Raw genomic sequence first — 16,895 nt, 5'->3', positions numbered from 1 at the left:
CTCACCACCAGCGGTGACGGCACTCCGGGTTTTGGCACGCCCATTTGGGCGTACCGATCTCCGTCTTACCGGTGGCTGGATACTCGCGGATTTCCATGTCGATGCAACATCCGGCGAACTCGGTTTTCGGCATCATCTGGCGGTCCGACGGTCCGATCATCCCGTAGGCAATCCGCCACGCCTCGTGGCCGCACACCGGGCACTTCCGCGAGACGGTGCGCTTCTTCTTCGGTTCCGGGCTTTGAGGCGTCTCGTCGGGAGTCATGGGTGCACTGTAGGCCCGAGCCCTGACAAAGAGCTCGTCCTGGGCGGATTACAAAAACTTCTTCGGGCTAAGAAATTTTTGTAACATTGCGCGAGGTGCCGTTCAAGCGTGGACACTCCGACGGTGAAGCGCGTCTCCTATTGCCTGTTAACAAGCTTGCGCCCCCGGCCATCACGGTCACCGTAGGCTGAGCGGTATGTTCTTTTCATTCGAGCAGCGCACTCATCAACGGCTCATGTCATACCCCCGCCCATGATTGAGCAACCTCTCGTCGAAGAAACCTCACTGATGCCCGGGCCCTGGTGGCAGTCCGCCGTCATCTATCAGGTCTATCCGCGCTCCTTCGCCGACGGTGACGGCGACGGCGTGGGCGACCTCGCGGGCCTCACCGCACGGCTGCCGTACATCGCTTCCCTGGGGGTGGACGGGATCTGGATGACCCCGTTCCAGCCGTCCCCGCAGGTGGACCAGGGCTACGACGTGAGCGACTACTGCGGCGTGGACCCGCTGTTCGGAACTCTTGCGGAGTTCGAGTCTTTGTTGGACCAGGCGCACTCATTGGGGCTGCGGATCCTGCTCGACGTCGTCCCCAACCACTGCTCCTCCGAGCACCCGCTGTTCCAGGCGGCGTTGGCGGCCGGACCGGGCTCGCCGGAGCGGGAGATGTTCCACTTCGTTCAGGGTCCCGGGGGTGACGTGCCCCCGAACAACTGGCAGAGCGTTTTCGGCGGCCGGGCCTGGAGCCGGGCCAACCCGGGCTCGGCGACGGACCCGGACTGGTACCTGCACCTGTTCTCCGCCGGCCAGCCGGACTGGAACTGGCGCAATCCCGCCGTCGGCGACTACTTCGACGGCGTGCTGCGTTTCTGGTTCAACAAGGGCGTGGACGGCCTCCGCATCGACGTCGCACACGCGCTGTTCAAGGCCGAGGGGTTGCCGGATTCGCCGTCGGAGGGCGGCGTGGTGGACGGGCTGCGGTCCAACCCGCAGGTCTCGGACCAGGAGGAAGTCCACGAGGTCTACCGCCGCTGGCGCGCGCTGGCCGAGAAGTATGAGCCGCACCGTCTGCTGGTGGGCGAGGTCAACCTGGAACCGGCCCGCGCCGCGCGGTACACCCGGGCCGATGAGATGCAGCAGGCCTTCGCCTTCGCGTTCGTGGAGCTCGGCTGGGACCCGGAAGCGTGGGCCGCCGTCGGGAACGAACTCGAGGCTGCCCGCCGGGAACACGGCGCGACCCCCACCTGGGCGCTGGAAAACCACGACATCGTCCGTTCCATCACCCGCTTCGGCGGCGGCGAGGTCGGCGCAATGCGGGCCCGGGCCGCGCTGGTGGCGCTGCTGGGGCTGCCCGGGCCGGCGTACCTGTACCAGGGCCAGGAGCTCGGGCTGCCCGAGGTCGACGTTCCGCTGGAGGCCCGGGTGGATCCGATGTGGGCCCGCGGCGGCGTCTGCCGCGACGGCGCCCGGATCCCGCTGCCGTGGACCGAGGATCCAGCGCTGCACCACGGCTTCGCACTCGGCACCGCTGAAGGACCACCCTCCGAGCCCTGGCTGCCCACCCCCGCCGGCTGGGGCAGGCACGCCGTCGAACGGCAGGAGCAGGACGCCGAATCCGTCCTGAACCTGACCAAAGCGGCGTTAGCGCTGCGCCGGAAGCTGTGGCGGGACGCGGTATTCACCGCAAACGACGGCGGCTCCTGGCGTGTCGAGGACGGCAACCTCCTGGTCTGCGAACGCAACAGAGACTTCCTGGTCGCCGTCGCGATGGGCACCGAACCGGTGGAGCTCCCGGCCGGCACGGTGATGCTCAGCGCGGCGTCGCTGGAGCAGGACGGCTGGCTGCAACCGAACAACGCTGCCTGGATACTGACTGGCTGAGGGCGCCAGGGGGCTGACGCAACCGTCGTACTGCCCCGGCCCTCCCCCGACGCCGGGCCGGGTCGGTACGCTCTCTTTCCCTCAGCAGGTGTACCGTGCTTCACTAGTTACATACGGAGGGGAGTATCCCCAGATCCGGCCCGTCGTCAATACGGGTGTCCCAGTACACTCCGGCGGGCAGGGCCGATCATTTCGGCCGGGAGAGACCTCCAGTTGGTTCAATAACTGACTGGAAGCAGGTCCCCATGAACGTTCCCCTGGCCACCACCTCCACCGAAGCATCCCCGTCGCGGCGGCTGTCCGGGACCCGCCCTGCCGTAGTGGTTGTGCTTGTTGGCATCGACGGCGCAGGCAAATCCACGGCGGCGCGATTGCTTGCCCAACGGCTGGCGGGCTCCGGACGGCGCGCGACCGTCGCGAAGAATCCCTGCGGGCGGAGCAAAATGACAGCATGGTCCAGCCGTCTCGGCCTGAGCGTCCCGGCCGGATTGCTAGACGCTGCCGAAACGTCCATCCGCTGCGCCAACGTCCTGCTTTCCCATCTACGGGCCAGATGTTTTTCCGGCGTCGTGATCATGGACCGGTACCTGTACTGCCAGCTGGCATTGAAGCGGGTGAGGGGCCTGGGCCCGGGACGTTTCCTGCCTTGGCTGCTGCGGTTGCTTCCCGCCCCGGACGCTGTGTTCTATTTCGCCGTGCCGGCTGACCTTGCCTTGAGCAGAATCGCCAATCGGGGCACCGACACCGAGGACCTGGAGAGCCTGGCGGCCTTCGACAAGGGCTATAGGGAGCTCGACGATTTCCCATCCTTTGTCATCATCGACGCCGGGCAGTCTTCCGGGCAGATCGCGGAGACGGTTTGGCAGGAGCTCACCCGCTCCTTGGCCCCCGGTCCACCCGACCGGCCCGTCACGCCGTCGCGATGGGCCCATAAGATGAGGCATGGACTTTGAGGACACGCTCTGGACAGTCTTAGGGGCCGGGCTGGTTCTGCTGATGCTCGTCGACGTCTTTCGGACGCTCCTTTATCCCCACGGCTCCGGTCCCGTGGGGCGGGCGATCATGCGCGGGTTCTGGCTAGTATCCCGAAAACTGCGGGGCCGGGGCTCCTTCATCGCAGCGCCGTTGGCCATGGCGGCTGTCATTGGCGCCTGGGCGGGCCTCGCGGCCATCGGCTGGGCCCTGCTGTACTTGCCGCATCTGACGGACGGTTTTGTTTACGGAGCCGGGGTTCCCCTGCGGGCCGACTTCGCCGAAGCCCTCTACATCTCCCTGGTCACTCTTTCCACCGTGGGGTTCGGCGACATCGTGGCAGCGCATCCGCTGCTCAGGCTGGTGGTGGCACTTCAGGCCGTCACAGGTTTCGGTTTGCTGACAGCAACAGTCACCTGGATCCTGCAGATGTACCCAGCCCTTAACCGCCGCAGGGCCCTTGCCCACGAGCTGAACTTGTTCAGGGAGGCTGCAGGTCCTGCAGGTGTACTGTCCGTGGAACCCACGCATGCCGCCGCGTTGTTGGAGTCAATGGCCGGAAACGTAGCCCTCGTGAGCATCGATCTCCTTGCGTTCCACGAAACCTACTATTTCCGTGAAGTCGAGCAGCGCGGCTCCTTGCCGGCCACAGTCGCCTACGCCCAGGAACTGGCATCCCAGGCCCAACGCAGCGACAACCCTGAACTCCAGTTCGCCGGACGGATGCTCCACGCCGCGCTGGATGGACTCGCCGACGTCCTTCGCGGCAAGTTCGGCCATTCAGGAACCACCTCTTCTGACGTGTTCGACAGCTACGAGCTACACCACCGCCACCTGCGGGGCAGGAAACCCGACAGTAACTAGCGTGCGGGCGGGTTGCCGGGCCGCTGCTGCGAACGCTGCTGTTCTGGACGCGTTCGGCGCCCTGTCCAGGGCCGACGTCAGGCTCGAAACCGGCTCCCGCCTTGAAGGCGGGATCCGGTTCCCTCCGGCTCCGTTGCCGGGGGTGGCGATGTTTTCAGTCGTTGAGCGGTGTCAAACTCCTGCCTACGAGCGCTGGGCGATGTTGAGGATGTTGCCCTCGCTGTCCAGGAACCAGGCCGCTTTCCCCCAGGATGCCGTGGCCACGCCGTTCTCCGTTTTCAGGCCGGGGAAGTCATACTCTTCGAAGACGACGCCGCGGCCCCGCAGCTCTTCCATTTCGGCCTCCAGGTTGTCGGTTTCCCAGCCCATCTGGGTGTTCTTGGCCGTCCCCGCATTGTCCGTTTGGTACACGAGGAAGCGGGTTCCCTGGCCGCAGCTGTACATCACGCTGCCCTCCTCCATGGATTCGGAGGGTTCGATGCCCAGCTTGTCCCGGTAGAACTCCTTCGCCCGGTTGATATCCTTCGCGGGGAGGACAGCCATGATGTTTGAATCCTTGAACATGATGAATCCCTTCAGTGCGTCGATGACCGCAATGATGGCGTCGCTCCCCCCGGTTTCGGTCCCCGGAATCATGGTCCGGAGCCCGTGACCGCCCCTCGCGCCGAGCCGGGGCAGCCACCTGGGACTCTTCCACGCCGCGCTACATCATCGCCGGCGCGAGGGGTCCCCGAAGCTTATGTGGCCATTATGGACCGATCCCGTCCTGCGGAAAATGGGCTACCGGTAAACCCAAAGCATCCCCGGAGTGCCGGTTGTCGCCACTTAACCCCGTTGAAGGGCTGCGCGACTAACGCAGCCGTGGCAGAGTGCTGGCATGGTAGCTTTCACCCAGTCCGATGACCTCCAAGGCGCACACTTCACCGACGTGAACCTGCGCGGCGCCCGGTTCGTCCGGTCCGACCTCTCCGGCGCCGTGATGCGCGCGGTCGACGCGGCCGGGGCGGACATCGACGCACCGTGGCTGCTCGAGGCCGGGAACACCCTGCACATCAACGGCGTCGACGTCGTCCCCTTCGTCGAGGCGGAACTCAACCGCCGCTTCCCCGGCCGGGCCGGGAGGCGCGCCAAGGACCCGGACGGGCTCCGACAAGCCTGGGCCGTGCTGGAGCGGACCTGGCAGGCGACGCTGGAGCGGGTTGCGGCGATGCCGTCCGGCACGGTCGATATCTCTGTCGACGGCGAGTGGACCTTCGCCCAGACGCTGCGCCACCTGGTCATGGCCACGGACACGTGGTTGGGCCGGGGAATCCTCGAGCTGGAACAGCCGTACCACCCCATCGGCCAACCCAACGCCGAGTACGAGACCGACGGCTACGATCCGGCCGTCTTCTCAAGTGTCACACCGTCCTACAACGAGGTGCTTGAGGTCCGGGCGGAGAAAGCAACCGTGGTGCGCGACTACCTCGCCACAGTCACGTCGGCAGACCTGGCCGCGGCCCGCCGCAATCCGTGGGCCCCCGACCAACCAGTGACCGTCCGCTCCTGCCTGCACACCATACTCAACGAGGAATGGGAGCACCACCGCTACGCGGTCCGGGACCTGGACGCAATCGAGGCAGGGCTCGCTACCTAAAACCCCTGTCCCGGCTGACGCGAACGCGCACTCACCACCGGCACGTGGAAGTATTCACTTATGACTATGGACAATGATGCCGCCAACCTTCCGGCGCCAGCCGACTCACCCGGCACAGACGCCGCGACCGACGTCGGCCGCGGCTGGGACCACATCGGGGCCATCATTGTCGATGCCACGTTGCAGCGGCGGCAGAACTACCACGAGACCGTCAAACCAAGGGTCGACGCCCTCGTTGCGGCCTGGCCGGACGCCGCCACGACCAGCGGCTTCCGCCAGCGCCTCGACACCGGGACGCTCTCGGACGTTATCGATTGGCCTTCTCCGGGCCGTCTCGCCCAGATGGAGGAAATCACGGGCGTGTTCGAGCGCCAGGGCATCGACACGGTCATGGAACTCCGGGACGCCCTGGGTGACCCGGCCAGGAGAACCGTTCTCCGTGAGGCCCTCGCAGCGGTGCGGCACGTCAGCCCCAAAACGCTGGATTACATCGAGACCCTGAGCGGAACCGACACGGGAGCCTCCGGCATCTAGCCGGGAGAAGCGAGCCGGGCCTTCGGCGGCCGGCGCGCACAGTTCACCCGGAATCCAGCTCCCGGAACACGGCGGTCCACCTGCGTTCCCTAGCGTGGACGGGTCTTCGGCTCAACGCCGGTATCCGTACCCCGGAAGGAACCATCACCATGCGCACAGTCCTGACTGCCGCGGCCGCCGCCGCGCTTATTGCGTCGCTGGCCAGCCCCGCCGTCGCCGCTCCCAACGACGACGCCGGCTCCGCGCCGTCGTCGAACGCTGCGGGAACCGCCACCTCTGAAGTCAGGACCAACGAGCGCAACGGCTCCTTCGACCTCCAGGCGCACCGCGGAGGCCGCGGCGAGTGGACCGAGGAATCCCTGGCCGCCTTCGCCAACGCACTGAAGCTGGGCGTACGTACCCTGGAACTGGACACCCACCTGACCACCGACGGCAAGATCATCGTCTGGCACGACGACACCATCCAGGCCGACAAGTGCCAGGACACCGCGCCGGCCGCGCCGGGCGATCCCGCCTTCCCGTATGTCGGGGACCGGGTGGCGGACCTGTCGCTCGCGCAGATCAAGACGCTGGACTGCGGTTTCACCCAGCTGAAAGGCTTTCCCGAGCAGGACGTGATCGAGGGGAACCGGATCGCCGAGCTCACGGACGTCTTCCAGCTGGCGCGCGAAAACCGGGCCAGCAGGGTCCGCTTCAACATCGAGACCAAGGTCGAGGACGGCAAGGCCGGCGGCGCGGGCATGGTGGCCCTGACCAAGGCCGTGGTCGCCGAGATCCAGGCCTCCGGCATGGCGGACCGCTCCACTGTGCAGTCGTTCGACTGGTCCTCGCTGAACCTGACCAAACAGCTTGCCCCGGAGCTGCCGCTCGTCGCCCTCTCTAGCGGCGACGCGTGGCTCGAGGTCGGCCGGCCCGGCGCCAGCTCCAACCTCGGCGGGATCGACATCGACAACTACGGCGGGTCCCTCGCCAAGGCCGCGGCTGCCCAGGGCTACGACGCCATCTCCCCCACCTTCCGCTCCGTCACCCCGGGAATGATCGCCGACGCCCACAACCTCGGCCTGCCGGTGATTCCCTGGACCGTCAACACCACCGCGGACATGAACCGGCTGATGGACCTCGGCGTGGACGGCCTCATCACCGACTACCCCACGCGCCTGCGCACCGTGATGGACGAGCGCGGCCTGAAACTCCCGAAGGCGTACGGGCCCAGGGCGTGAGCCACCGCCGACACGAGAGGCTGCCCACGATTCCCGAGGAAAAACGTGGGCAGCCTTTTCTGTTTCGACGGTTCTGGTCCCGACGGTTCTGTTCCAACCGGTTCTGGTCCCGACCGTTCTGGTCCCGACGGCGGTCGGTCCGGCCGCCGTCGTGGGTGGTGCCGTCGTGCGTGGGTGCCGCTCAGCCAACGGCCACCGCGCCGATCTGCTGCATGAGGGCCAGGTTGTCGGTGGTGCCCCAGTGCTCGGCCACCTTGCCGTCCTCGACCCGGATGATGTCTGTGCAGTCGAACTCGACACTCTTGCCCGTGGCCGGGATGCCGGCCATCTCACCGCGGTGGGTCCCGGTCAGGATCACGTGGCATGCTTCCATGTTGCCGGCGGTCATTGAGGGCTCAATCGCCTTGACCTTGATGTCCGGGAAGGCGGACCGCATGGTGTTCACGAAGAATTTCACGCCGTCCTTGCCGGACGGCTGCCCGGGAAGGCCTTCCTCGTGATCGACATAACTGTCCGTCGCCAGCTCATCAATGAGGGCAAGATTTCCGCTCTCCACGACGTCCTTGTAAAACCGCTCTATCAATCCAATACCCTCCGACATTTCCTGCTCCTTGTAGGCGAGAGACCGAATTGGATCCCCCAGGCATGTGGCCCGGCGCGGCCGATCAGCCGACGCAGCCGAGGCTCCGTTCCGGGAGCGCCCGGGCATGCGGCACCGGAAAAACCTGTGCCTAAGTAGTGGAGAAGGGGCGAATCGCCTCGTTAAGGCTGAAGGTATGCCCGGGCTTTGAAGGTGTCAAGATGCTCCGGCCACAGCTTTTTGGCTGGGTCCGACACCCAGCTACGGCAAGGGAATAGGCCGCCCACCAGCCGTCGTTGTGAAGGGGCGATTCCGGGTCCGGCCCCCACCACCGGCACAATGGAACCATGCCCCTCACAACTTTTGCGCTCATCCGTCACGGCCAGACCGACTGGAATGCCGAGCGCCGGCTTCAGGGCTCCACTGACATTCCGCTGAACGACGTCGGCCGCGGCCAGGCGCGGGAGGCTGCCGCAGCCTTGTCCGGCGACGAGTGGGACGCGATCGTGTCCTCGCCGCTGGGCCGTGCGGCCGAGACCGCAGACCTGATCGCCGCCGGGCTCGGCCTCAGCGTGGGCCGCCACGTTCCCGAGCTCACCGAGCGCTCCTTCGGCCCGGCTGAGGGGCTGCAGGACGGCCCGGAGCTGGACGCCCTGCGCATCCCCGGCGGTTTCCGCGGCGCCGAAACCGAGGACGACGCCGCCGACCGCGGACTGGGCGCGCTGGAAGCCCTCGCGGAGGAGTTCCGCGGCGGCCGTGTCCTGGTGGTGGCGCACGGGTCGCTGCTCAGGGTCAGCTTGAGCCGCATAGCCGGCCGCCCGCTGCCGCGGGTCGACAACGCCGTACTCAACCTGGCCCACCACCACACCGTCGACGGCTGGCAGCTTGAATACTTCAACGGCGAGCGCCTGGCCGCAGACGCCCTCGCCTGACCGCCGCCGTCGGCGGACCTACGCCAGTCGAAATCACCCCCGTAACCTCCCCGCACGCCGCAACATCCCCGACCCATAACTGGTCCTGTGACCAGGCCGAATCCGCCCGGGATACGCTGCGCGCCGCCCGGCAGCAGCTCCGCGCCCTGGTGGGCTGCGGGCTCCTGGTGCTGCCCGCCGCGTCGCCCTGCGGCGTGAGTATTGTGGGTCCGGTACACCGCGACGCCGACCTCCTCCGTCTTGCCTGCGGGCTCAGCGCACCAACTACGACCCCCCGGCCCCAGCAACGAAAGATGATCCATGCTTAAACGATTGAAGTCCGCCGAACAGGCCCGGCTGCACCTGATCCTGATGCTGGTGCTGACCTTCTCCACCGGGGTTATCGACGCCGTGGGCTACCTCGGCCTGGACCGGGTCTTCACCGGCAACATGACCGGCAACGTAGTGATCCTGGGCATGGCGCTGATCGGTGCGGACAACCTGCCGGTGGTAGGCCCCTTGATTGCCTTGGCCTGCTTTATGCTCGGCGCCGTGGTGGCCGGCCGGGCCCTGCGCCCTGAAGCCGCGGGCTGGAGCCGCAGGACCACGGGTCTGCTGACCGCCGTTGGTCTCACCATGGCCGCAGTGGCCGTGGTCCTGTTCTTCCATGCCCCGCATGCCGGCGACCCGGTCACCCTGGCGATCACCGGCGCGCTCGCCGTCGCGATGGGAATCCAAGCAGCCACCGCCCGGCACCTGGCCGTCAAGGACGTCACCACCGTAGTGGTCACCCGACGCTGACCGGCCTCGCCGCCGATTTTCGGCTGGGCGGCGGGAAGGGCGGCCACTCGGGCCGACGCCTCAGCGCCGTCGTGCTGATCCTGGCCGGCGCCACCGCGGGCGCGGCCCTGCTACTCGTGCACCCGGGGCTCGGGGTGCTGCTGACAGCGCTGCTCACCCTCATCGTCGCGGTGGCCGGCGGGATTGCCCGGACCCGGACCGACGACGGGGCCACCGACGCCGCAGCGCCAGCGGCGTCGATGGCAGCCAACCGCTAGACCCGGGGCCGGGTTGGGGCGGCCGGGTTGGGCCGGGCCGGGCGGGGCCGGCCCAGCCCCGCCTCAGACCGACGAACGCTCCCCCACCAACCCCGCGAAGAACGCGGCGAGCTCCGCCGTCGCCGTCAGCGGAAGCACGGTGGCCACGTACTGGTCCGGCCGCACCACCACCACGACGCCGCCGCGGTCCAGGCCGCGCTGCTCAAAGATGTCCGCCCGCGGATCCGCGGCGTAGACCTTCTCGAGGTAGTTGAGCTGGAACGGCCCCACGGCAGGCTTGAAGACTGCCGGCACGGCGGTGATATCCACCTCCGTGTGCTCCTGCTGGTAGATGACCTTCAAGTCGAACCAGGCGTCGCGGTCCAAACCCTCCGGGGTGGCGGCGAGCGGCGAATCCGGCGCCTCGGCCAGCCAGGCGGCCAGGTCCGTGGTGGGCGACGCCGCCCCCGCCACAGCCTGGTCCGCGAAGACGTAGATCCGCCACCGGCCGTCCGCCGTGGCCTGGTGGCCCAGGTGCAGCGGATTGGTGTCGCAGACCCGCACCACGGGCGCGGACTTGAAGCGCTTGCCGATCGGGAAGCCGGTGGCCAGCTCCTGGTGCGTAGCCTCGCCGATCAGCATCGACGGGGTGTACTGGGTCATGAAGCCGGCCGGGAACTCCGCGGTGCTGACGTAGAAATCCTCCAGCTGGGACGGGCTGTCGAATTCCTCCGGCTTCTTCGCCATCAGCGTCGACCATTCCTTGTCGAAGTCGATCAGGTTCTTCGCGACCACCTGGCGCTCGGCTGAGTAGGTGGCCAGCAGGCTCTCCGGGCTGCGGCCTTCCAGCACATGCCCCAGCTTCCAGCCGATGTTGAAGCCGTCCTGCATGGAGACATTCATGCCCTGGCCGGCCTTGGCGCTGTGGGTGTGGCAGGCGTCGCCGGTGATGAACACGCGCGGGGTGCGGGTGCCGCGCTCCTCCGGGACGACGTCGTCGAACCGGTCGGTGAGGCGGTGGCCCACCTCGTAGACGCTGTGCCAGGCGACGTTGCGCACGTCCAGGGTGTAGGGGTGGATGATGGCGTTCGCCTTGGCGATGATCTGCTCGATGTTGGTGCTGCGCACCGCGCCGGCGTCGCCCTCCGGGACCACGCCCAGGTCCACGTACATCCGGAAGAGGTGGCCGCCCTCGCGCGGAATCAGCAGGATGCTGCCGCCGGCGCCCGAGGTGATGGCGCATTTGGTGCGGATGTCCGGGAAGTCTGTGTTGGCTAGCACGTCCATCACGCCCCAGGCGTGGTTGGCCTTGTCCCCCGCCATGGTGCAGCCGATCGAATCCCGCACCTTGCTCCGGGCGCCGTCCGCGCCCACCACGTACTTGGCCCGGACGATGCGTTCCGTGCCGGCCTCCGGTCCGGAGGTGTGCGCGAGCGTCACGGTGACGGGGTACTCCCCCTCGCCGACTTCCAGCCCCACGAATTCGTAGCCGTAGTCCGGTTTCATCCGGGTGGGGGCGTTGGCCATGACTTCGGCGAAGTAGTCCAGGACGCGGGCCTGGTTGACGATCAGGTGCGGGAACTCGCTGATCCCGGCCGGGTCATCCAGGGTGCGGGCGGCGCGGACAATGCGGGACGGGTCCGCGGGGTCCGGCTTCCAGAACGCCATCTCCGTGATCCGGTACGCCTCGGCAATGATCCGCTCGGCGAAGCCGAAGGCCTGGAACGTTTCGACGCTCCGGGCCTGGATGCCGTCGGCCTGGCCGATGGCGAGCCGGCCCGGCCGGCGCTCCACGATCCGCGTCGTGATGTCGGAGAACTGGGAGAGCTGCGCGGCGGCGACCATGCCCGCGGGCCCGGTGCCCACAATCAGCACGTCGACGACGTCGGGAAGCTCTGCCGGGCGGTCGACGCCGACGCCGGCGGCGGGCTGGACCCGCGGGTCCCCGGATACATAACCGTGGTGGTGGAAGTGCACGGGATTTCCTTACGTCGTTGTAGGGCTGGCTGCTGCCGTCAAGATCGATTGTTCGATAATAGAACTCACTGTTCTATTATCGAACCGCTGAGTTGACTATAGGCGCCCCGAAGGCGCGCAGGCAAATATTTTGTGGCTCCGCTCACACATAGCCCCCGTGGTGCGGGGGCGTCAAGGGCTCCGTCGGCAGTGCCGGCCAGACCGCCCTAGGCCGGCCGGCGCTCCCGCCAGAGCAGCGACACGACGAAGACCACCGCGCCGAGGCCGAGCATGACAAACACCATCAGCCCCCAGTTCGCCTGGCTGACTCCGGTACCGTAAAAAATGCCGATCAGCACTGTCGCGGTGATGGCGCCGAGGTAGCGGCAGGTCTGGTAGATCCCCGCCGCCACACCACGCTCCTCCAACCGAGTGGAGAGGTACATGCCCTGGCTGGACGCGATACTGACCACGCAATACGGGACCCCCAGCAGCGCCGTCATCGCCAGCACCAGCGGAGCGGCCAGGGACGCGGTCAGCAGCCACATGGTTCCGGACGCGGCGATCAGCAGCACGACGCCGGCGATCAGCACCCGCCGGACGCCGAAGCTGTCGATGGCGCGGACCGCAAAGGGTGTTCCGACCACCGAGATCGCGGCGAGCGGCAGCATCAGCAGGCCCACGATTCCCGGGTCGTAACCGCCGGCGGTCTGCAGCAGCTGCGGGAGGCCGAAGAAGGCGAAGTAGTAGACGCCGTTGAACAACGCGAAGCCCAGGTACACCAGCAGCAGCGGCCGGTTGGTCCCCAGCAGCCGCAGGTCCAGGAAGGGCGGGCTGAAGCGCAGCTCCCGCACGGTGAACAGCACGGCGAGCAGCAGCCCGCCGCCCAGCAGCCACCAGCGGTAGGCGGGCAGCACATTGAGCAGCGCCATCATCACCAGCACCAGGGCGCCGATGAACGCGCCGATGCCCGGCAGGTCCGAGTCGCGGAGCAGCTCCGACACCTTGCCGCGTTCCCGCTCAACGTCCGCCGGGGCGAACCTGCGGACCACCAGGATCGCGGCCAGCGCCAGGGGCACGTTGATCAGGAACAGCGCCTGCCAGCCCACCAGGCTCACCAGCAGTCCGCCCACCACCGGTCCGACGGCCGCCGCCGAGGTGTTCGCCATCTGGATCCGGCCCAGCGGCCGGGTGGATTTGACATTTGCCTGCCGGGCCAGCGCAGCAACCATCACGACGGCGCTGGGATACGCCGTCGCGGTGCCGAGCGCCATAAAGGCCCGCGCCACGCAGAGCAGCGCGAAGTTCGGCGCGAAGGGGGCCAACACGCAGGTCACGGCCATCAGGGCCATGCCCAGCAGGAACAGCCGGCGCGGGCCGAAGCGGTCCGCGAGCCGTCCCATCAGCGGCTGGCCGGCCGCCGAGGTGAGGTAGAAAGAGGTGACCACCCAGGTGACCGTGGCGACGTCGAGCGCGAAATCCGCGCGCAAGACCACCAGCGCGACGGCGATCATCGAGGAGTTCAGCGGGTTCAGCGCCGTGCCGAGGCTGAGCCCTGCGATGGCGATGCCGGTGCGGGGAGAGTTGCTCACGGCAACAGTCTGTCCTACGACGGCGGCCGGCACCGAACCCGCCCGCCGTCGCGGACCAGTTGGGCCGTCACAGAACGCAGGCTTGGCGGGTAACGCCCCTACTGACCCGGCGCCCGGTAGGTGGGTGTCTTCTTGACCGCTTCGTCGATGTCTTCCACCGTCATGAGCGGCTTCAGCCGGACGTTGACGTTGCCGGTGGCATTGATCATCAGCGAGAGTGCTGCGGCATCGGCGTCGCTCGGGGCCTCAAGGACACCCAGGACGTCGGTGTCCCCGAAGGCGTAATAAAAGCACTCGAGCGATCCGCCCACGGATTTGAGGGCGTCCATCAGGGCGTCGCGGCGTTTGCTGCCGCCCTCGCGCATCAGTCCTTTGATTCCTTCGCCCAGGTAATTGGCTTCAAACAGATACTTGGTCATGGCAGTTCCTGTCCCGTGAAGTCCAGGACGCGGTCATCCCCGGGCGTGCCTGGCGCCCCGGCGAGGGAGGGTCCTGGAGCCGGTCCCGGAGTGGGGCCGTCGAGGCACAGCGTAGGCCCGCTCCGTCACACTGACAACGGGTTCCGGAAAGTCCGACGGCGGCATCCGCCCACCCGGGCCGGAGCCCGGTGTCACGTCAGAGGACCTTGGAAAGGAACGCCTTGGTCCGGTCATGCTGCGGGTTGCTGAGGAGCTGCCGGGGAGGTCCGGCCTCCACCACCACACCCTCATCCATGAAGACCAGGGTGTCCGCGACTTCCCGGGCGAACCCCATCTCGTGGGTCACCACGATCATGGTCATGCCGCTCTTGGCCAGCCCCTTCATCACGTCCAGGACTTCGCCCACCAACTCCGGGTCCAGGGCGCTGGTCGGTTCGTCGAAGAGCATCAGTTTCGGGTCCATGGCCAAGGCACGGGCGATCGCCACGCGCTGCTGTTGGCCACCCGACAGGTGCGCCGGATAGGCATCCCCCTTGTCCTCCAGCCCCACACGCTCCAGCAGTTCCATAGCCCTGGCGGTGGCCGCTGCCTTGGACTGTTTTTTCACCCGCATGGGCGCAAGGGTGATGTTCTCCAACGCGGTGAGATGCGGGAACAGGTTGAACCTCTGGAAGACCATTCCGATGTCCTGCCGTTGGTGCGCTGCTTCACTTAGCTTGAGCTCGTAGAGCTTGTCGCCCTTTTGACGGTAGCCAACCAGCTGGCCTTCCACCGACAGCCTGCCGCCATCGACGCGCTCCAGGTGGTTGATGCAGCGCAGGAAGGTCGACTTGCCTGAGCCGCTGGGGCCCACAATGCAGAGCACCTCGCCGCGGTCCACTTCCAGGCTGATCCCGCGCAGCACTCTGTTGGTGCCGAAGTTCTTGGAAACCTTTTCCGCAAGGACCATGGGAGCGCCGGTCATCCTTTTCCTCCAAAGTCGTTACCGGTCGGAGCGCCGGGCGCCCCGGGTGCGCGCTGCACGCCAGGTCCCGCCGTCGCCGCCGGCCCGGGCTCCGCGGGTCCCTTGCTGGTCTTCATCCGTCCGGTTCCGCGCGAGAACCGCTTTTCGATGAAGTGCTGGCCAACCATCAGCACCGAAGTGAAGAGCAGGTACCAGAGGGACGCGACGATCAGCAGCGGCACCGGAGTGAACGTCACCGCGGAGATGCCGCGGGAGACGCCGTAAAGGTCAATGCTCAACGGGATCGCGGCCACCAGGGAGGTGGTCTTGAGCATCGAGATAACTTCGTTCCCCGTGGGCGGAATGATGATTTTCATGGCCTGCGGGACCACGACGTACCGCATCGTCTGCCCCCAGGACATGGCCAACGCCGTCGAGGCCTCGGCCTGGCCCTCGTCCACGGACAGCAGGCCGGCCCGCACGATCTCAGACATGTAGGAGGCCTCGTTCAGGCCCAGGCCGATCACGGCGGTGATGAACAGGTTCGTGAAGACCTCGTTCGGGATGGTGACCCACGGCGTCATGAACGGAATCCCCAGGGTGAACACCGGATAAATCAGCGACACGATGCCCCAGAAAACCAGCTGGACGTAGACCGGAGTTCCCCGGAAGATCCAGATGTAGAGCCACGCGATGCTCTTCAGTACCGGGTTCGGGGAGAGCCGCATGATGGCCAGCAGGAGCCCGATGACGATCGCACCGATCATCGCGTAAATAGTCAGCCATAATGTCACCCAGGCGGCCTGGCTGATCCGGCGGTCGAAAATATACTTGCCCACATCCGCCCAGCCGTAATCAGGGCGTTGGGCGGCGTCGAGCACGAACACCGCAAGGCCCAACAGCAGGAGCACGGCGATCACGTTCCGCCAGGGGTGGCGCAGCGGGATCGCGACGATGGCCTCCGCCGGGGCGTCGTCCGTCCCGCTGCCCACGCCGGCGCGCTGCGCGTTACCGGCAGGCTGCGCGGCGCCGGCCGGCGCCGCGCCCGCGGGCAGCGCCTTGGCCGGATCCGGCTCAATCATCCGGTCGGGTTCCCGCTCGCTCATGGGGTGTCACCCTTTGGCGGCCACGTTGAGTTCCGCCGTCTTGATGCCGCCGGCTTCCACTCCCCACTTGGCCAGGATCTTGGTGTACGAACCGTCGTCGATCAGCGACTGGAGCGCCTTCTGCAGGACCGGGGTGAAAGCGCTGCCCTTCGCCACCGGGATCCCGTACGGTGCCACCTCGAACGCGTCGCCGGCGGTCTGCAGCTTGTCCTTGGTCTTGGAAATCGCATACAGCGTCACGGGTGAATCGGCGCTCATCGCGTCGACCTGACCCACCACCAGGGCGTTCGTGGCCTGGTCCTGGGCGTCGTAGCGGAAGATGGTGATGGCCGGCTTCCCGGCATCCGTGCAGGCCTTCGACTTGGCCGGCACCTCGTGCGTGTCCTCGTAGGTGGTGGCCTGGACGGCGACCTTGAGCCCGCAGGCGTTCTTCGGATCCACGGTCTTGCCCTTCGGCGCGGCCCACTGAATGCCGGCGGAATAGTAGTTCACAAAATCCACCTGCTTTTCGCGTTCCACGGTGTCGGTAAAGGAGGACATCCCCATGTCGTCCTTCCCTGCCCGGACGGCCGGGAGGATGTTATCGAAGGTGCCAATGTCGAAATTGACCTTCAACCCCATCACTTTTCCCAGCGCGTTAGTGAGATCCACGGACCAGCCTGCGGGTGCCCCGTTATCGTCCTTGAACTCGTTGGGCGGGTAATTGTTGGCCATGCCGACATTGAGCACGCCGGCGTTCTTGATTTTCTCCGGCAGGGCCGCAGCAATGGCGTCGTTCTTTTTCACGTCGACGGCGTCGGAGCTTGCATTCGCTCCGCCGGAGGCCGCGGGTTCGCTGTTGTTGACACAGCCTGAGAGGGAGAGCGCGGTAGCGATCGTGAGAACGGGAAAAAGGTATCGAGTACGCATGGTTTCCTTAGCTGTTCAGGGATTCATTGGCCTCCCGCGGCGCTGCGGGAGAACTCTGGGTGCCTGCTGGATC

Annotated in this window: 18 protein-coding genes; 9 read left to right on the top strand and 9 right to left on the bottom strand. The window is 66.9% G+C overall.

Annotated elements, in window-relative coordinates:
- Position 1: 1 nt before the first annotated feature.
- A complete protein-coding gene (locus AC1DBL_RS07665) occupies positions 2 to 265 on the bottom strand; it encodes a hypothetical protein (RefSeq protein ID WP_476925820.1) in 264 nt (87 codons plus the stop codon).
- Positions 266 to 517: 252 nt separating this feature from the next.
- Between AC1DBL_RS07665 and AC1DBL_RS07660 the strand changes: the two genes are divergently transcribed.
- From AC1DBL_RS07660 to AC1DBL_RS07650, 3 genes are all read left to right on the top strand, one after another.
- On the top strand, positions 518 to 2,143 hold the full coding sequence (locus tag AC1DBL_RS07660) for an alpha-amylase family glycosyl hydrolase (RefSeq protein ID WP_476925819.1): 1,626 nt from the start codon (positions 518 to 520) through the stop codon (positions 2,141 to 2,143).
- Positions 2,144 to 2,388: 245 nt separating this feature from the next.
- Positions 2,389 to 3,096, top strand: a complete 708-nt coding sequence (locus AC1DBL_RS07655) for a dTMP kinase (protein WP_476925818.1) — start codon at positions 2,389 to 2,391, stop codon at positions 3,094 to 3,096.
- Complete coding sequence (locus AC1DBL_RS07650; RefSeq protein ID WP_476925817.1) at positions 3,086 to 3,979, top strand: potassium channel family protein; 894 nt, start codon at positions 3,086 to 3,088, stop codon at positions 3,977 to 3,979. The genes AC1DBL_RS07655 and AC1DBL_RS07650 overlap by 11 nt, the downstream gene beginning before the upstream one ends.
- A 183-nt stretch (positions 3,980 to 4,162) precedes the next feature.
- Here AC1DBL_RS07650 and AC1DBL_RS07645 read toward each other — a convergent pair whose 3' ends face one another.
- The gene (locus AC1DBL_RS07645; protein ID WP_476893191.1) at positions 4,163 to 4,543 is read right to left on the bottom strand and encodes a VOC family protein; all 381 of its coding nucleotides are present in this window, start codon (positions 4,541 to 4,543) and stop codon (positions 4,163 to 4,165) included.
- Between the two features lie 313 nt (positions 4,544 to 4,856).
- On the opposite strand from AC1DBL_RS07645, the gene AC1DBL_RS07640 reads away from it, so the two are divergent.
- The 3 genes from AC1DBL_RS07640 to AC1DBL_RS07630 all read left to right on the top strand — a co-directional run bounded on the left by AC1DBL_RS07640 (position 4,857) and on the right by AC1DBL_RS07630 (position 7,369).
- Complete coding sequence (locus tag AC1DBL_RS07640) at positions 4,857 to 5,615, top strand: DinB family protein (protein WP_476925816.1); 759 nt, start codon at positions 4,857 to 4,859, stop codon at positions 5,613 to 5,615.
- Positions 5,616 to 5,675: 60 nt separating this feature from the next.
- Positions 5,676 to 6,149, top strand: a complete 474-nt coding sequence (locus AC1DBL_RS07635) for a hypothetical protein (protein WP_476925815.1) — start codon at positions 5,676 to 5,678, stop codon at positions 6,147 to 6,149.
- A 149-nt stretch (positions 6,150 to 6,298) separates the two neighbouring features.
- On the top strand, positions 6,299 to 7,369 hold the full coding sequence (locus AC1DBL_RS07630; RefSeq protein WP_476925814.1) for a glycerophosphodiester phosphodiesterase family protein: 1,071 nt from the start codon (positions 6,299 to 6,301) through the stop codon (positions 7,367 to 7,369).
- Between the two features lie 181 nt (positions 7,370 to 7,550).
- Here the strand turns inward: AC1DBL_RS07630 and AC1DBL_RS07625 are convergent, their stop codons facing one another.
- Positions 7,551 to 7,970 carry an ester cyclase gene (locus AC1DBL_RS07625; protein WP_476893073.1) on the bottom strand — a complete coding sequence of 140 codons (420 nt, stop codon included), beginning with the start codon at positions 7,968 to 7,970 and terminating at the stop codon, positions 7,551 to 7,553.
- A gap of 326 nt (positions 7,971 to 8,296) precedes the next feature.
- On the opposite strand from AC1DBL_RS07625, the gene AC1DBL_RS07620 reads away from it, so the two are divergent.
- From AC1DBL_RS07620 to AC1DBL_RS07610, 3 genes are all read left to right on the top strand, one after another.
- Positions 8,297 to 8,881: a histidine phosphatase family protein gene (locus AC1DBL_RS07620; RefSeq protein WP_476925813.1), complete on the top strand. Its 585-nt coding sequence runs from the start codon at positions 8,297 to 8,299 to the stop codon at positions 8,879 to 8,881.
- A gap of 300 nt (positions 8,882 to 9,181) precedes the next feature.
- The gene (locus tag AC1DBL_RS07615) at positions 9,182 to 9,661 is read left to right on the top strand and encodes a YoaK family protein (RefSeq protein ID WP_476925812.1); all 480 of its coding nucleotides are present in this window, start codon (positions 9,182 to 9,184) and stop codon (positions 9,659 to 9,661) included.
- 71 nt (positions 9,662 to 9,732) lie between these two features.
- Positions 9,733 to 9,918 carry a hypothetical protein gene (locus AC1DBL_RS07610; protein WP_476925811.1) on the top strand — a complete coding sequence of 62 codons (186 nt, stop codon included), beginning with the start codon at positions 9,733 to 9,735 and terminating at the stop codon, positions 9,916 to 9,918.
- Positions 9,919 to 9,981: 63 nt separating this feature from the next.
- On the opposite strand, the gene AC1DBL_RS07605 is transcribed toward AC1DBL_RS07610, so the two are convergent.
- From AC1DBL_RS07605 to AC1DBL_RS07580, 6 genes are all read right to left on the bottom strand, one after another.
- The gene (locus AC1DBL_RS07605) at positions 9,982 to 11,874 is read right to left on the bottom strand and encodes an FAD-binding monooxygenase (protein ID WP_476925810.1); all 1,893 of its coding nucleotides are present in this window, start codon (positions 11,872 to 11,874) and stop codon (positions 9,982 to 9,984) included.
- 206 nt (positions 11,875 to 12,080) lie between these two features.
- A complete protein-coding gene (locus AC1DBL_RS07600) occupies positions 12,081 to 13,445 on the bottom strand; it encodes an MFS transporter (RefSeq protein ID WP_476925809.1) in 1,365 nt (454 codons plus the stop codon).
- 98 nt (positions 13,446 to 13,543) lie between these two features.
- Positions 13,544 to 13,864, bottom strand: coding sequence for a GYD domain-containing protein (locus AC1DBL_RS07595; protein ID WP_476893080.1), 321 nt, complete (start codon positions 13,862 to 13,864; stop codon positions 13,544 to 13,546).
- A 196-nt stretch (positions 13,865 to 14,060) separates the two neighbouring features.
- The gene (locus tag AC1DBL_RS07590; protein ID WP_476909160.1) at positions 14,061 to 14,828 is read right to left on the bottom strand and encodes an amino acid ABC transporter ATP-binding protein; all 768 of its coding nucleotides are present in this window, start codon (positions 14,826 to 14,828) and stop codon (positions 14,061 to 14,063) included.
- Entirely contained in the window at positions 14,825 to 15,913 is a 1,089-nt protein-coding gene (locus tag AC1DBL_RS07585; RefSeq protein ID WP_476925808.1) for an amino acid ABC transporter permease, read from the bottom strand. The genes AC1DBL_RS07590 and AC1DBL_RS07585 overlap by 4 nt, the downstream gene beginning before the upstream one ends.
- Positions 15,914 to 15,919: 6 nt before the next feature.
- Positions 15,920 to 16,822: an ABC transporter substrate-binding protein gene (locus tag AC1DBL_RS07580; protein WP_476893083.1), complete on the bottom strand. Its 903-nt coding sequence runs from the start codon at positions 16,820 to 16,822 to the stop codon at positions 15,920 to 15,922.
- Positions 16,823 to 16,895: the final 73 nt, after the last annotated feature.

The organism is Arthrobacter sp. 10T44 (assembly GCF_056393885.1).
Note: the sequence above shows the minus strand (reverse complement) of the source record. Positions and strands in the feature narration are given on the sequence as shown.

Coding starts and splice junctions, on each gene's coding strand:
- AC1DBL_RS07625 (WP_476893073.1), bottom strand. CDS start 7,970: ATGTCGGAGGGTATTGGATTGATAGAGCGGTTTTACAAGGACGTCGTG.
- AC1DBL_RS07660 (WP_476925819.1), top strand. CDS start 518: ATGATTGAGCAACCTCTCGTCGAAGAAACCTCACTGATGCCCGGGCCC.
- AC1DBL_RS07615 (WP_476925812.1), top strand. CDS start 9,182: ATGCTTAAACGATTGAAGTCCGCCGAACAGGCCCGGCTGCACCTGATC.
- AC1DBL_RS07585 (WP_476925808.1), bottom strand. CDS start 15,913: ATGAGCGAGCGGGAACCCGACCGGATGATTGAGCCGGATCCGGCCAAG.
- AC1DBL_RS07655 (WP_476925818.1), top strand. CDS start 2,389: ATGAACGTTCCCCTGGCCACCACCTCCACCGAAGCATCCCCGTCGCGG.
- AC1DBL_RS07620 (WP_476925813.1), top strand. CDS start 8,297: ATGCCCCTCACAACTTTTGCGCTCATCCGTCACGGCCAGACCGACTGG.
- AC1DBL_RS07635 (WP_476925815.1), top strand. CDS start 5,676: ATGACTATGGACAATGATGCCGCCAACCTTCCGGCGCCAGCCGACTCA.
- AC1DBL_RS07645 (WP_476893191.1), bottom strand. CDS start 4,543: ATGTTCAAGGATTCAAACATCATGGCTGTCCTCCCCGCGAAGGATATC.
- AC1DBL_RS07640 (WP_476925816.1), top strand. CDS start 4,857: ATGGTAGCTTTCACCCAGTCCGATGACCTCCAAGGCGCACACTTCACC.
- AC1DBL_RS07590 (WP_476909160.1), bottom strand. CDS start 14,828: ATGACCGGCGCTCCCATGGTCCTTGCGGAAAAGGTTTCCAAGAACTTC.
- AC1DBL_RS07650 (WP_476925817.1), top strand. CDS start 3,086: ATGGACTTTGAGGACACGCTCTGGACAGTCTTAGGGGCCGGGCTGGTT.
- AC1DBL_RS07630 (WP_476925814.1), top strand. CDS start 6,299: ATGCGCACAGTCCTGACTGCCGCGGCCGCCGCCGCGCTTATTGCGTCG.
- AC1DBL_RS07580 (WP_476893083.1), bottom strand. CDS start 16,822: ATGCGTACTCGATACCTTTTTCCCGTTCTCACGATCGCTACCGCGCTC.
- AC1DBL_RS07665 (WP_476925820.1), bottom strand. CDS start 265: ATGACTCCCGACGAGACGCCTCAAAGCCCGGAACCGAAGAAGAAGCGC.
- AC1DBL_RS07595 (WP_476893080.1), bottom strand. CDS start 13,864: ATGACCAAGTATCTGTTTGAAGCCAATTACCTGGGCGAAGGAATCAAA.